Origin of the sequence: Pseudidiomarina terrestris, assembly GCF_030466375.1 — a bacterium.
GTDB lineage: Bacteria > Pseudomonadota > Gammaproteobacteria > Enterobacterales > Alteromonadaceae > Pseudidiomarina > Pseudidiomarina terrestris.
Genome location: NZ_JAGGJE010000001.1, coordinates 556,628 through 571,191, shown reverse-complemented (window position 1 = coordinate 571,191; position 14,564 = coordinate 556,628). Strand labels below are relative to the sequence as shown.

Sequence of the window (14,564 nt, the reverse complement as noted above, 5' to 3'; positions counted from 1 at the left end):
GAGGCAACGTTAAATTGCCCCGATAGTAGCATAACTTAACCGCTGAAGGATCAGTTTATGCGCATTTCCGTGTTTTGTGTCACGTTGGCGCTAATCGACTGCACTGTGAAACTTGACGGCTCAAAGGTTGTGTTTGGCTGAGTACTGCCAAATGAAATCGTCAGGCTGGTGCCAGCGCGAATACCTTCGCAGGAATAGCCGGTGGTATTGGTGTTGCCAATGGTCGATAACGAACAGGTCACATTCGGTTCGGAGGAGTTCACGACCACATCGCGGAAGTCATTTGATTTACAGGCTTCCCAACTCGCACTATTCCCTTTGACTTTATAAAACAGGCAGTTAATTTCGCCGGTAATCGAGTAGAGCTCGACATTGTCATCCGTCTGCGCGATCACGGTCGCAGCAAGCGCGCTGGTGTAGTTGATACCGCTGTCGTCGGTGTGTATAGCGCCATTACCTAAGATACTGGCATTGCCCGCGGCGACGTCAATATCGACTGTGGTCGTGCCGCCGCTGACCGTCTGCAGGCGCCCGCGGCTGTAGGTGCCGTAATAGTTGTTCTCGGGGTCGACAATGGTCTCGATAGGCTCACTGGTGACGGTCGCGACGCCGGGATCCGATGACTGCCATTCCCCCAACAAGGTCAGGTTCACTTCATAAAAAGGAACTTTGGCTAACCAGTCGGATTCACCGTTCTGAATGGCGGTTTGAATTGCGGTCTGGTGAGCAGATGTCATCTGATCGAGGTAAATGGCGCGGCCAATCATCTGATAAGCGCCGGGCACTACCTCAATATCGCGATCAGCCGGCTGCGCCGGCAACGACTGTCCTAATACCAGCGCTTTAATCACTGCACGGACATAATTCGTGTAGTTGGAACTGGTCGCAGAGTTGACCAGATACTGCGAACTCATGACGCTTACTGCCTTGATATTCCAATCCGGGTAAGTGACATAATAACCATCTACACGACGCATGCGGCAGGACTCTTCATAGACATCGTCAAGTCCGGCCTGAACCAATACGCCGCCGGAATTGGTAAAGTGCCGATGATCGCCACTCGGTAAACGAAGGAAACCATTTTCCTGCCGGTAAACGTTGCCCGCCTGGTACATTTCATTGCTGTCGTGATGATCGCGACAACACAAGCTGCACAGTTCGGGCTGGTTGGTATCTGCTGGTACCCCCACCATTTTGGTGGTCGGCTGCACACCATTTGGATCAAGAACTAAGTAGTCGCCCTCAAGAATCAGGCGCGCCGGTGTTTTGCCGGTATCGCCCACGCCTGCAAACCGACAGGCACAGCTGACTGTGACAAAATCTTCAATGCGCTGGGTTTGCGTCGCCTCATCATAGGTCACCGTATTAAAAGTCACTTGCAAGCGATCACCTCGACGCTCAACCTGCGGCGTCGGCTTGGTGGTTTCTTTGACCTGATACTCTTGCGCACTGTCATCTTCAGTCAGCCGCACAGCTATAACTTCCGGTGCTGCACCTGGGTTATAGGTGACACTTGGCCGCTGTTGTGGACTCGGCTGCGTCACTGCCAGACCGCCATCACGCCCTTCCACACTGGTAAACCATGCGTCCAGAGTAAGCGACTCATTACCACCTGCACGCTCGGTCCAGCCGACCGTGACTAAGACTTCTTTTGCGTCCGGCTCTGCGGGTAGCGGGGTAGGAGCACTTGGATGACTTGCAGTCACCCATGTTCCGGAAACCAGATACTGATCGGTCGCCGTCCAGGCCAGGTTATAGGTCTTGCCTGCACGCTGTTCGGTGTCAGTACCCGCCGCCAGCGAGCTGAAGCGAGTAAAGCGCAGTTCTTCTATTTTCTCCTGCGCCATTTCCATGGCTGCGGTACGCTCGGTCGCGCGGGTCGATGACTGAATAAACATCCGTTGCAGACTAACCAAGCCCGCCACACCTATTGCGATAATGACTAACGCAACCAGCACTTCAACAAAAGTGAAGCCTCGTGCTTTATGTTTTAAAATCATGCCAACTACCTCCTACTCGGTACACGCGCCGAAACTCTTCATTCGTCTCCATGCTTTGGAGTACTTCTGAACTGTAACGGATGGTCAGGTTACCATTGGACAGTTTAGGGTCTTGGCTTGCCAGAATGGAGCCCTCAACAAAGGCTCCACCATTAAGAGTAATCTCGTACTGCGGTGGTGATGCCTGGCCCGGGGTGACGAACTGAAACACCATGCCATACAGGGTGACGCTCCCATTCATTTTAAAGTCGCCATCGTGCACAATAATCAGTGCTGGTGCGTCGGGTCTGCCAATATCGCCATTGGGTGTGTCACAGTCACCATTGATCCAGATGAGGCCGGTGGTATTTGGGCTTAGCGAATTGCAGTTATCAAATTCGTGATTGGCCATCGCCCGCAAGTCTTCCCAGTTTTCCTCCGGCACGCCAAATAAATAATCCAACAGGTCATCGGGAAATGCCGGATCAGCGTCGAGGATATCGATACCGTGATCACCACGCTCACTCAATGTCTGTGACTCACACACACCGTTGTCAAACTCCCACTGCCCACAGGTGGTACCGTTACCGTTGATATCCACATCATCCTTACTCCAAATCGATAAAGGCACGCCATCGCCGCCGCCATTCGGGTTGGCTGCTATCTGGAAACTACCCGACACGTTCACGCCACCGCGAATCGCTAGAGGAACAGTGGGACCACTACGAATCAAAGACATGGCGATCAACTCGATCGCTGCCCGCTGAGTAGCTGAGCCATCGGCAGAATTAGCCACGACCTGCACCTGGACCACATCTACATTACCGCGAGGTGTATTCGGATAGTTTACGTTGGTGATGGTGGCGGTATAGTTTGCGCCGCCAATACTGCTGTTAATAGTACGGTCAAGGTTATTACGATCTTTATCGATTTCCATGATGGTTTGCTCAAGCGCTGCGTCAGCGACAGTGCGAGCTTCCATCAACGCCATGTGGTTGCGCATAATGCGCTGTTCCTGCGCTTTAAACTTAGCAGTATACAAAGTCACCAGAATAATAATGGCCAACAGCAACACCGTCAGTGTTACCGTAGCGAACCCTTGCGGGTGATGTGGCAGTTGCTTAAAACGCATTTCGAATCACCACTTCTGTTGCTAAAACACGATTAATATCATTATCTTCTGGCATCGCAACCTGCAATACCACAGTGACCTGTTGCTCATTGACCAAGCTGAACATCTGCTCGGTCAAGGTAAAATCGAGATCCGTGACCTCAATCATTTCGTTGGTGGTCAGGTTCTGCCAGCCTGTCGCTGTGCAGCCCGCTGAGCTTTGCCGACGCTGTATTCGCCCTGCAACGACGCGATAGCCGAAAGCTTCCGAAGCACCGTCATGAACCCCATCGCCATCCGCATCGTAACTGAATAAAATGCAACTATTGAGCTCTTCACCGGCGAAATTGCCAATCACAATAGTATCGTTAAAGGCAACGCTGGCATTCGTCGGGTCATAGATGAGGGCCGCCGCATCCCCGCGATAGCCGGTGCGGCGCAGGTCCCCAACCATTAAGTCCATAATGGCAGTGGCCTCTTCCTGCAGCTGACTTAACTTTAAACTGCGGGCGTTCACGCCCAGGGTATTTGCGAATACCGCTGTCAACGCCGCCATCAGTAATAATCCCAGGGAAATGGTGATCATCAACTCAACGATGGATAAGCCCTTCTGCTGCCGCTTTAACATGCTGGATAATCCCCAATCTCACCGGACTGCTTACAATAACGGATACGGCCAAGTACGCTGACCACCACCCGCACCTCGGCTTCCACTGTCGCATCGTCCATCAACTGATAGCGGGCAGTACCTGCGTGCCCCTCGGCAAGACCGCGCATACCGTCAAAACGAGTATAGTCGCCCGCGGCAAAAACTGCATTAGCATCAACATTAGTGTAGTCGCTACTATTGATTTGCCTTAACACCCCATTGATGCTGCAATCTTCGGTCAGGCAATCACAGTCGTTGGTGGTCGCAACCGCTGCGCACCACTGTGTTGCGCTCTCGTCCCAGACCACAAAGCGATCCTCTGTGGTTCGCAATGCGTCCGAGCGGGCGTACTGTAATAACGCATAGGTATCCTGAGCAGCGCCTTGCAGGCGCATCGATTTGGCCAGACCTAACATCATAGGTACGCCGGCCCCGAGAATAATCGAAAGGATCAACAAGGTGACCAACAATTCAAGCAAGGTAAAACCACGGCGTGGGATTACTGAAAACTTCATAAGCTGTCTGCGCATTGCGTATTTGCCAAAAATAGCGTATCTATTAAGGTTAATAGTAACTAGAGTGTAGTTTAAAAAATCATCTTTGACGACAAGGCAAACAAATGCAAGCGAAATCTAACCAGCGCGGTATGACTCTGATCGAAGTAATGATCGTTATCGTCATTATCGGCATCATCGCGGCGGTTGCCTACCCGAACTATGTAAATTACGTTCGTGAAGCTCGTCGTGCGGATGCCATGGCACAGTTGCTGACATTGCAGATGGCAGAAGAAGAGTATCGATTGAAGAATACTACCTACGCCGATGTCGCTACTTTAGGTACCGGCGTAAGCAGTGATTATTATACGTTTTCGGCAACTAATATTGGTGCTGAGACCTATACGCTGACGGCGACCGCGACGGGCAGCCAGACCGATGATACCGGCTGCACGACCATTTCCATTAATCAAAACGACCAGAAAACACCCGCCGCCTGCTGGCAGCGCTAAGCACATCAAAGTTAAAGTTCAACCACCCGTAATTCCGGTGGAATAGAAAAGGTGATGTTCTCTTCGCGACCACTGCGTTCACTGACCGTGTCGCCGCCCCATTGTTGCAACTGCCCAATGACGTTTTTCACCAACACTTCCGGCGCTGAAGCGCCCGCCGTTACCCCAACCCGCTCAACACCTTCGAGCCAGGCAGGATCAATACAGCTGGCATCATCAATTAAAAATGCCCGCGTGCCCATTTTTTCTGATAGTTCACGTAAGCGATTGGAGTTCGAGCTATTGCGGGCACCTACCACCAGCAGCAGATCGACTTCCGCGGCAAGCTCGCGCACGGCGTCCTGACGATTCTGAGTGGCGTAACATATATCATCCTTGCGTGGCCCCTGAACCTCAGGGAACTTTTCCCGCAAGGCATCAATGACATCCGCAGTGTCGTCGACGGACAACGTGGTCTGGCTCATGTAATGCAGCTGCTGTGGATTTTTCACTTCCAGTTTAGCGACGTCGGCCACGGACTCGACCAGATAAATGCCACCCTCTGCATTGGCATATTGCCCCATGGTGCCTTCCACTTCCGGGTGCCCAGCGTGGCCAATCAACACACATTCATGACCTTTGCGACTGGCCCGGGTGACTTCCATATGCACTTTGGTCACTAATGGACAGGTGGCATCAAAAACTTTCAGTCCGCGATTTTTGGCTTCCTGACGCACCGCCTGAGACACGCCATGAGCAGAGAAAATCACAATACTGTCGTCCGGTACTTCTTCGAGCTCATCGACAAATACAGCGCCAGCGTCACGCAGCGAGTCCACCACGTACTTATTGTGAACCACTTCGTGGCGCACATAAATCGGCGGCTCAAAAATTTCCAGCGCGCGCTCAACAATAGTGATCGCACGGTCAACGCCCGCGCAGAAACCACGCGGATTGGCTAGCAAAATCTGCATAAATACTCCAAAAGCCCGCACAACCGCTCATAGATAAACATTGGCGATTACGGATTAACTTCAATAATTTCAACGGCGAAACGTACCCGCTGTCCAGCCAGAGGATGGTTAAAATCTATGGTCACAAACTGTTCGTTAATGGAACGAACGATGCCCGGCAATTCAGTGCCATCGGGTTGCGGAAAGGTAAAGATTTGACCTTCCTCAGGCCGCTCCGCAAACTTTTGCGTCTCTACCTGATAGTAGTTGTCTTTATTGGGCATGCCAAATGCATCTTCCGGCGCCAGTTCAAACTCGCGCGCATCACCAGCTTTTAAACCGACCAGACAACTTTCAAAATTTTCCGTCAGCGAGCCATCGCCCATTCGGAACTTGGCCGGCTTATTGGACATTTTGGTGCTATCGGCGACGGACTCATCCGCGAGCTTAATGGTAAAGTGCAACACCACTTCACGGCCATGTTCGATAGGAAGACGACTGATCATCCCTGCTGCTCCTGACGTTGTTCAAAGAATGCTTCGAGTAACATCAGCACCGCACCAATGGTAATGGCCATATCGGCCACATTAAATGCCGGCCAGTGCCAGTTGTCGATGTAGACATCAATAAAGTCGATCACATAGCCGTAGACCAGGCGATCGATGACATTACCCACGGCACCGGCCAAAATTAGTGAAAAAGCGAGGTTCTGACGCCACAAATTGGCGGGATTCCGCCGTAACCAAATCAGTAAGATAGCACTCACTGCAATGGCTAACAGGGTAAACAACCAGCGTTGCCAGCCGCCCTGATCGCTAAGGAAACTAAAGGCTGCGCCAAAGTTCTGAACATAGGTGAAGTTCAGGTACGGCATAATGGCCACGCTTTCGTAGAGATCGAAAACGCGGATCACCCACTGCTTGGTCACCTGATCAATGATAATTAACGCCAGCGATAACCACAAAAACTGCAGTCCGCTGATACGCTTTTTAAAATCGGCTTTTTGCTTAGGCAAAATGGCGCTCCTCACCAGCTCCGTCGACATTGGTTACACAGCGCTGACATAGCCCCGGATGCTCGGCAATAGTGCCGACCTCTGGACGATGGTGCCAGCAGCGTTCACATTTTTCATAGCTGGTTTTCGTAACTTTTACCGACAGACCAGCAACCTCTGTTGCCGTGGCATCTTCCGGTGCTGTATCTACCGCCTCCACGACGGCTGCTGAAGTCAACAGCACAAAGCGTAACTCTTCATCCAGACGCTGCAATTGCGCGGCAAGCTCAGGCTTAGCATACAGGGTCAGTGTGGCCTGCAACGAGCCACCGATGACATCGTCGCGACGGGCTTGTTCGAGCGCGCGATTGACTGCATCGCGAACTTCCAGTAACTGTTGCCAGAAGGCATTGTCCACGGCACTGACTTTGATCTCCGCGGCATCACGATACCAGGCTTCGGTAAACACATACTCACTGCGCTTCTCGCCGGCACCATTGTGCGCTGGCAATGCCGTCCAGATCTCCTGGGCAGTAAAGCTGCAGATCGGCGCTAACCAGCGCACCAGCAGTTCAGCAATATGGTACAAGGCGGTCTGACACGAGCGCTGCGCCACACTGTTACGCTTCGCGGTGTACTGACGGTCTTTGATCACATCCAGATAGAAACTACCCAGCTCAATCGAGCAGAAGTGCATGAGTTTTTGCACCACTATGTGGAACTGGTAGTCGTCATAATCACGTAGCAGCTCTTCCTGCAGTTCAACCGCACGCGCAACAATCCAGCGATCCATCGCCACCATGTCTGCCTCTGGCACCGCATGCTGGGTCGGATCAAAATCATTCAGGTTGGCTAATAAGAAGCGCGCGGTGTTGCGGATCCGACGGTAGCTATCTGCTGAGCGTTTCAGAATTTCATCAGAGACGGTCATTTCGCCCGAGTAATCCGTCGCCGCAACCCATAGCCGCAGAATATCGCCACCAAGCTTGTTCATAACTTCCTGTGGCGCCACCACGTTGCCGATCGACTTCGACATTTTCCGGCCCTGACCATCCACGGTAAAACCGTGCGTCAATACCTGTTTGTAAGGGGCTTCCTGGTACATCGCCACGCCGGTAAGTAGCGAGGACTGGAACCAGCCACGATGCTGATCAGAACCTTCCAGATACAAATCCGCCGGCCACTGCAGGCCAGGTGTCTGGTTCAACACAGCTTCATGGGTAACGCCTGAATCAAACCAGACATCAAGGGTATCGGTGACCTTGCGATAGTCTTTAGCCTCATCGCCAAGTAACTCTTCAGGCTCTAAATCAAACCAGGCCTGCACGCCGTCTTTCTCAACGCGCTGGGCCACCTGCTCCAGTAATTCCAGGGTACGTGGGTGCAGCTCATCGTTATCACGACGGACAAAGACGGCAATCGGGTTGCCCCAGGTACGCTGGCGGGAAATACACCAGTCCGGGCGACCTTCCACCATACTTTCGATCCGGCTCTGACCCCACGCGGGTACCCAGCGCACACGCTTGATCTGATCCAGTGCTTTAGTGCGCAAGCCCTGCTTGTCCATGCTGATAAACCATTGTGGTGTAGCACGGAAAATAATAGGCGTCTTGTGGCGCCAGCAATGCGGGTAGGAGTGATTGTAGGCTTCGTGATGCACTAAACGGCCAGCGGCCAACAGCGCATCCACAATGTTCGGATTCGCTTTCATCACGTGCTGTCCGGCAAACAACGGGGTGTCGTCTTTGTAGACGCCGTTATCCGCAACCGGGTTGTACACTTCAATACCGTACCGTTGGCCGACCAAAAAGTCGTCCACACCGTGGCCAGGGGCCGTGTGCACACAACCGGTACCGGATTCTGTGGTCACGTGTTCACCAAGGATTAGCGGCACCTGAATGTCACTGTACAGCGGGTGATGAACCTTCATGTTTTCCAGGGTTTCGCCTTTGGCAAAACCAAGCTTGTGATAGTCATCAATGCCCCAGCGCGCCATCGCCGCCGTGACCAGGTCATCGGCCATGACAAAACGTTGCGCCGGACGCTCTTCCGAGGCTTCCACCTGCACCAGTGCATAATCCAATGACGGATGCAGAGAGATCGCGCGGTTTGCCGGAATAGTCCAGGGCGTCGTGGTCCAGATCACCACACTCACTTCGCCTTCACCGGCGTGACCCTCAGGATGGTTAAAAACATCAACCAGTTGCTGTTGATTGACCGCAGTGAAACTGACATCAATCGCTGGCGAGTGTTTATCCTGATATTCAACTTCTGCTTCAGCCAGCGCGGAACCGCAGTCCGTACACCAATGCACCGGCTTAAAGCCCTGTTGCATATGGCCGTTGGCAATAATTTTACCCAGCGCCCGGATGCTGTCCGCTTCCTGCTTTGGATTCATGGTTAGATAAGGATTGTCCCAGTCACCAAACACACCCAGCCGCTTAAAATCTTCCCGTTGCTGTTCCACCTGGCCCATGGCATAGGTGCGGCACTTTTCACGAAATTCGGCAATCGACAGTTTCTTGCCCGGCTTGCCGTGTTTTTTCTCCACTTGCAGCTCGATAGGCAAACCGTGACAGTCCCAGCCCGGCACATAAGGCGCATCGAAACCACCCAGGGTTTTCGCTTTTACGATGACGTCTTTCAGAATTTTGTTGACCGCATGGCCGATGTGGATCTGACCGTTGGCGTAAGGAGGGCCATCGTGCAGAATAAAGACCGGCTGACCCGCTTTCGCACTTCGAATTTTGCCGTAAAGATCATCGGCATACCACTGTTGCAGCATTTGCGGCTCGCGTTGCGCGAGGTTACCACGCATAGGAAACTCAGTTTCCGGCAAGTTCAGCGTGTGTTTGTAGTCGGTCATTTCGTCGGTTCCTTTTGCTGGGCCCTGTTGGCCCGATACATCATTCTCTGGTTAGGATTTCGTCTGTGCAGTAACCTGGCCTCTGGCGTTTTCTGCGTCGCAGGCGATTTGCGCCTTCAGCTCAGCAAAATCACTGAACTTTTGCTCCGCCCGAATAAAGCGCGTCGGTGTTACTTTTAACTGCTGGCCGTACAAGTCACCAGCGAAGTCGAACAGGTGTACTTCGAGTTGCACCTGCTCACCATTTAATGTCGGTCTGCGCCCAATGTTAGCAACACCTGGGTGCTCTATGCCATCCTTTGTTGCAACAGTCACGGCAAAAACTCCCTGCAGCGGAGAGCGCAGCCGTTTTAACTGAATATTCGCAGTCGGAAAACCAATGGTGCGGCCTTTTTTCTCGCCATGCACCACCCGCCCGTGAAACGCATAAGGGCGACCCAGCATGGCCGCCGCATCGGCAAAATCGCCTTCACTGAGCGCCTGCCGAATCGCCGTACTGCTCACGCGGCGCTGCTGCTGCCGATAACTGTGGGTATCGACCACTTCAAAACCAAGTTCCGCACCTGCTTTTTGCAAAAGTGCAAAGTCGCCCTCGCGGCCCCGGCCAAAACGAAAATCATCGCCGACCACCAGAAACTCAACGCCCAGTTGTGCGACCAGCACCTGCTCGATAAATTCCTTTGCCGGCAGGCTGGCAAACTTCCGGTTAAACTCAATCACGATATGTTGGTCCAACACCTGTGCACGTAAAGCCAGATGTTTTTCCCGAAAGTTAGTCAGCCGCGCGGGTGCCTGTTCGGGCTGAAACAGCTCTTGTGGCTGCGGTTCAAACGTCATCACTGCAGCCGCTACGCCTCGTGCCAGTGCTTGTTGTTTTACCTGCGCCAGCACCGCCTGATGGCCTAAATGCACGCCATCAAAGTTACCGATGGTCAGCACGCAACCGCGTTGCTCGCGAGAAATGTTGTGGATGCCACGAATTAATTGCATAAGACTCGAGGTTTGTATCAGGTACGGCGACCAAATGTGTTCAAGAAAGCCGCGATTATAGCAGGCTCGGCACGCCGCCACCAGAGAGGCGACCTGCATTTGCTAGCAAGCCGGAGCGATTAGCGAATCTTCACGCGCAACACCAACAAACTGACCAGGTAGAGCAAGGCCCCCGAACCGATCAACATGGCTAACTGCCAGACCCGGGTCATAAACTCTGCACTCAGCCACCAGTCACGACCCGGCAACAGGTACAGCAGTAGCGCAATCATCACCGCCACCGCCAGCGCCACCCTGCCCAGATAGGTAAAGGTGCCCGGATAACGCTGCAGTACCCCGTCCCGCCACAGGTTGTAGCCAAGTAGGCCAGCATTGACCGCGGCCGATAAGGACGTCGCAATCGCCAGCCCTACGTAACCATAAGGAATAGCGAAGATGACGTTGAAGACCATATTCAGGACCATGGCAATGATGCCGTACTTCACCGGCCGTCTGGTGTCCTGCCGCGAATAAAAACCAGTGGCCAGTACTTTCACCAACATAAAGCTAAGTAAGCCTGAACCGTAAGCATACAGACTATAGGACGCGAACCTTGCGTCTTCAGGTGAAAACTCGCCGCGCATGAACAGCACCATTAGCATGGGCTCAGCCAGCACAATCAGACCCGCCATGGCCGGCAAGCCGAGTAACACAACTTTACGAATTCCCCAGTCCAGCGTACGGCTGAATTCATCCGCCGACTTATCCGAGTGCCGCGATGACAGGGCCGGTAAAATGACAGTAGCGATGGCAATGCCAAAGAGCCCCAGTGGGAACTCGAGCAGACGGTCAGAATAATACAGCCAGCTGATTGAGCCGGACATTAAAAAGGATGCGATAAAGGTATCCAGCAGCAGGTTGATCTGACTCACCGAAACCCCAAACAACGCGGGAATCATTAACTTGCGGATGCGGGTTACGCCGGGATCCCGCCATCCCCAACGCGGCCTGACCAGCAGTCCGGCGCGTTTCAAAAAGGGGATCTGAAACAGAAACTGTACGGCACCACCGGTAAAGACACCCCAGGCCAGTGCATACTCCGGATTCTCTAACTGCGGCCCCAGCCACAGCGCAAACGCAATAATCGAAATATTTAAAAATACCGGCGTAAAGGCCGCCACGGCGAACTTGCCCAGAGTATTGAGGATGGAACCGGCCAATGCGGTAAAGGTGATAAACCACAGGTAGGGGAAGGTTATGCGCAGCAGATCCGAGGCCAGCACGAATTTATGCCCCTGCGGGCCGTCATAATACCAGTCCAGAAACCAGCCGGTACCAAACAGCGCGGCCACCACGGGTGAAGCTATTACCCCGACTAAGGTCACCAGGGTCACCAGCGTTCCTAAAGTGCCCGAGACCCGCGCGATCAGTAACCGCTGCTCGTCAATACTTTTGCCCTGCCGATACTCGCTCAAGACCGGTACGAAGGCCTGCGCAAATGCGCCTTCTGCGAACAAACGGCGTAAAAAATTCGGAATTTTATTTGCGAAGAAGAAAACGTCCGCGGCCGCCCCTGCCCCCATCAAATTGGCGATCACAATATCCCGCACCAACCCCATCACCCGCGAGATGAAGGTCATAGCGCTGACAATAATCCCCGATTTCATCAGTGACTTGGACAAAATAACCCCGTTTTTGTTGTTTTTTCGCGCACTTTTTTACCAGAATTCGGTATAATTGCTAGCGATTGTTTGGGTGATAATAAATGATTTTGGCACGATCGAATATAGCCAAATGCGTAAGTAACGGGTTAGGACTGCTCTGGCTGTGTTTACTGGCCACTGGCAGGTACAGGTCAATTCTAACGCGATTCAGGCTTGACTTTGATTCCAAAAACAGGCATATTCCCCGCCCTATTAAACCAATGCACACAGATAACGAATTTTAGGAGTTCACCTTGGCTAACATTAAGTCTGCTAAAAAGCGTGCGGTACAAGCGGAAAAGAACCGTCGCCACAACGCGAGCCGTCGCTCAATGATGCGTACCCAGTTGAAGAAAGTAATTGTTGCGATTGAAGCAGGCGATAAAGCCGCTGCCCAGCAGGCATTTACTGGCCTTCAACCGATTCTTGACCGTTACGCAACGAAAGGCCTTATCGGCAAGAATAAAGCTGCTCGTCATAAGAGCCGCTTAAACGCGAAAATCAACGCGTTGTAAGATTCCTTCCCGGAATCGAACACCCTATTTTGAAAAAACCGGCCTCGTTGCCGGTTTTTTTACGTCCCTACTTTTTACGTCTCCGTAGCTCAGCTGGATAGAGCAGCCCCCTCCTAAGGGGCAGGTCGCAGGTTCGACTCCTGCCGGGGACGCCATTACCAAAACTTGCTAACTTTCCTACACTCTGTTAAAAAAACTGCATAACAATTAAACAAAGCAGTTTATGAGTGACTTACAGCAGCTCTACCAACAAGCAGGAAAGGCATTCCAAACAGGTCATTTTAGTGACGCGGAGCACCACTGCCGCAAGCTTTTACGCTATAACGGCAAGCACTCTGACGTCCTGCATTTACTGGCACTTAGCCTGCAAAATCAGCATCAGGTAAAAGCCGCGGCCACACACCTCAACAATGCCCTTAAGTATCAGCCGCTGCATCATCCTTCGCGTAAAACCCTGATTAGCCTCTATACCGAAAACGGCCAGTTTGACCTTGCCCAGAAACACTGTCAGATTCTCCTTGGCCAACAATCGCAAAACCCGGACGCCTACTTCTTGGTCGCCAAGCTTTACCGTTCCATGGGGCTGACTGAGCGCGCGCTAAAGGCGTTATTAACCGCACGGCAGGCGCTGCCTGAGCCATCACCGCTGATCGACTACCTGTTGGCCTGTGTCTACTATGACATGGATGAGCACCAGCAGACCGAAGCGATTTTGCAAAACCTGGTCCGCCAGCTACCTGAGTACATTGATGCCCACATTGCTTTGAATAAACTGTATTGGGAGCATGGCCCTGACGATAAGTTTCTGACCTCGCTGCAGGATGCACTTGCCCGGCATCCCGATTCCAGACCCTTGCATCATAGTTTGTGTGCTCACTTGCTGATGGCCGGACGCCCTGAAGACTGTGAGCAGGCCTGCGAACAAACGTTAAGCAAATTTCCTGACGGTGCGGAATTTTTTCATCTGCGTGGTTCGGCCTTATGCCGTTTGCAGCGTAGTGACGAAGCTTTGCGCTGCTATCAGCGCGCAGTCGAACTACAGCCCGACGTACTGCGCCATCGCATTGATTATGGCACCTCATTGCTACGTAGTGGTGACTTTAAGGCAGCGCTAGCTCAGTACCTTGCCGTTGAGAAAATGCACCCTGACAGCCAGGAAATGCTGGCGTATAAGGCTCTTTGCTTGCATGCTCTGGGCGATCCTGAGGCGGAGCAACTGAACAACTACAGCGATTTCGTCCAAATCATTGCGCTTGAGCCACCGGCCCATTATCCGAGCCGCGAAGCCTTCATGGCTGAACTTGCTGATACCTTACAGGGCTTGCATAAAACCCAACAACAGCCGCTGGATCAAAGCGTGCGTAATGGCACCCAGACCGTGGGTAACTTACTGGCCCAGCAGGCACCAGTTATTGGCGAATTCAAAACCATGCTGGAGCACGCAGCCAAAACCTATCTGGCCAAGCTACCTGACGATGCCCGGCACCCGCTGTTACGGCGCAAAACTAACGGTGTGCGCTTCACCGGGGCCTGGTCCGTGCGACTTAGCGAAAATGGCTTTCACTCCAATCATGTTCACCCCGAAGGCTGGGTCTCTTGCTGCACCTATATTCAACTACCCGCGCAGGTTCGCGCCGATGACGACAGCCGCGCGGGTTGGATCAAATTTGGTGACTCCGGGCTGGAACTGCCCGGTACGGAGATTCCTCAGCATGCGGTCTGTCCGCAGGTGGGCTATTGCGTGTTCTTTCCCAGCTACTTCTTCCACGGCACTGTGCCGTTTCAGGGGGAAGGTGTGCGCATGACCGCGCCCTGCGATATTTCCCCGGCCTGGTAACCG

Annotated in this window: 13 protein-coding genes and 1 tRNA gene; 4 read left to right on the top strand and 10 right to left on the bottom strand. The window is 52.8% G+C overall.

The window, feature by feature from the left end; all coding sequences use genetic code 11:
• Positions 1 to 50 precede the first annotated feature (50 nt).
• From J6J28_RS02635 to J6J28_RS02620, 4 genes are read right to left on the bottom strand one after another with little or no spacing between them, the layout of a single operon-like run.
• The gene (locus J6J28_RS02635) at positions 51 to 2,000 is read right to left on the bottom strand and encodes a prepilin-type N-terminal cleavage/methylation domain-containing protein (RefSeq protein WP_301719774.1); all 1,950 of its coding nucleotides are present in this window, start codon (positions 1,998 to 2,000) and stop codon (positions 51 to 53) included.
• Positions 1,984 to 3,111 carry a pilus assembly PilX N-terminal domain-containing protein gene (locus tag J6J28_RS02630; protein ID WP_301719773.1) on the bottom strand — a complete coding sequence of 376 codons (1,128 nt, stop codon included), beginning with the start codon at positions 3,109 to 3,111 and terminating at the stop codon, positions 1,984 to 1,986. The genes J6J28_RS02635 and J6J28_RS02630 overlap by 17 nt, the downstream gene beginning before the upstream one ends.
• Positions 3,101 to 3,718, bottom strand: coding sequence for a PilW family protein (locus J6J28_RS02625; RefSeq protein WP_301719772.1), 618 nt, complete (start codon positions 3,716 to 3,718; stop codon positions 3,101 to 3,103). Before J6J28_RS02625 ends, J6J28_RS02630 begins: the two co-directional genes overlap by 11 nt.
• On the bottom strand, positions 3,712 to 4,254 hold the full coding sequence (locus J6J28_RS02620) for a GspH/FimT family pseudopilin (RefSeq protein ID WP_301719771.1): 543 nt from the start codon (positions 4,252 to 4,254) through the stop codon (positions 3,712 to 3,714). The genes J6J28_RS02625 and J6J28_RS02620 overlap by 7 nt, the downstream gene beginning before the upstream one ends.
• Before the next feature lie 104 nt (positions 4,255 to 4,358).
• Between J6J28_RS02620 and J6J28_RS02615 the strand changes: the two genes are divergently transcribed.
• Positions 4,359 to 4,745 (top strand): type IV pilin protein, encoded by a 387-nt coding sequence (locus tag J6J28_RS02615; protein ID WP_301719770.1) that lies wholly within the window; start codon positions 4,359 to 4,361, stop codon positions 4,743 to 4,745.
• Between the two features lie 11 nt (positions 4,746 to 4,756).
• On the opposite strand, the gene ispH is transcribed toward J6J28_RS02615, so the two are convergent.
• The 6 genes from ispH to murJ all read right to left on the bottom strand — a co-directional run bounded on the left by ispH (position 4,757) and on the right by murJ (position 12,188).
• Complete coding sequence (gene ispH, locus J6J28_RS02610) at positions 4,757 to 5,698, bottom strand: 4-hydroxy-3-methylbut-2-enyl diphosphate reductase (protein ID WP_301719769.1); 942 nt, start codon at positions 5,696 to 5,698, stop codon at positions 4,757 to 4,759.
• Between the two features lie 47 nt (positions 5,699 to 5,745).
• Positions 5,746 to 6,180, bottom strand: coding sequence for an FKBP-type peptidyl-prolyl cis-trans isomerase (gene fkpB / locus J6J28_RS02605; RefSeq protein ID WP_418055170.1), 435 nt, complete (start codon positions 6,178 to 6,180; stop codon positions 5,746 to 5,748).
• Positions 6,180 to 6,692, bottom strand: coding sequence for a signal peptidase II (gene lspA, locus J6J28_RS02600; RefSeq protein ID WP_301719767.1), 513 nt, complete (start codon positions 6,690 to 6,692; stop codon positions 6,180 to 6,182). The genes fkpB and lspA overlap by 1 nt, the downstream gene beginning before the upstream one ends.
• Positions 6,685 to 9,537: an isoleucine--tRNA ligase gene (gene ileS, locus J6J28_RS02595; protein WP_301719766.1), complete on the bottom strand. Its 2,853-nt coding sequence runs from the start codon at positions 9,535 to 9,537 to the stop codon at positions 6,685 to 6,687. Before ileS ends, lspA begins: the two co-directional genes overlap by 8 nt.
• A gap of 51 nt (positions 9,538 to 9,588) precedes the next feature.
• The gene (gene ribF, locus J6J28_RS02590) at positions 9,589 to 10,527 is read right to left on the bottom strand and encodes a bifunctional riboflavin kinase/FAD synthetase (protein WP_301719765.1); all 939 of its coding nucleotides are present in this window, start codon (positions 10,525 to 10,527) and stop codon (positions 9,589 to 9,591) included.
• Between the two features lie 119 nt (positions 10,528 to 10,646).
• A complete protein-coding gene (murJ, locus tag J6J28_RS02585) occupies positions 10,647 to 12,188 on the bottom strand; it encodes a murein biosynthesis integral membrane protein MurJ (RefSeq protein WP_301719763.1) in 1,542 nt (513 codons plus the stop codon).
• 275 nt (positions 12,189 to 12,463) lie between these two features.
• Between murJ and rpsT the strand changes: the two genes are divergently transcribed.
• The 3 genes from rpsT to J6J28_RS02570 all read left to right on the top strand — a co-directional run bounded on the left by rpsT (position 12,464) and on the right by J6J28_RS02570 (position 14,561).
• Positions 12,464 to 12,724 (top strand): 30S ribosomal protein S20, encoded by a 261-nt coding sequence (gene rpsT / locus J6J28_RS02580; RefSeq protein WP_301719762.1) that lies wholly within the window; start codon positions 12,464 to 12,466, stop codon positions 12,722 to 12,724.
• A gap of 78 nt (positions 12,725 to 12,802) precedes the next feature.
• Positions 12,803 to 12,879: transfer RNA gene (locus tag J6J28_RS02575), tRNA-Arg, on the top strand.
• A 68-nt stretch (positions 12,880 to 12,947) separates the two neighbouring features.
• The gene (locus tag J6J28_RS02570; protein ID WP_301719761.1) at positions 12,948 to 14,561 is read left to right on the top strand and encodes a tetratricopeptide repeat protein; all 1,614 of its coding nucleotides are present in this window, start codon (positions 12,948 to 12,950) and stop codon (positions 14,559 to 14,561) included.
• Positions 14,562 to 14,564: the final 3 nt, after the last annotated feature.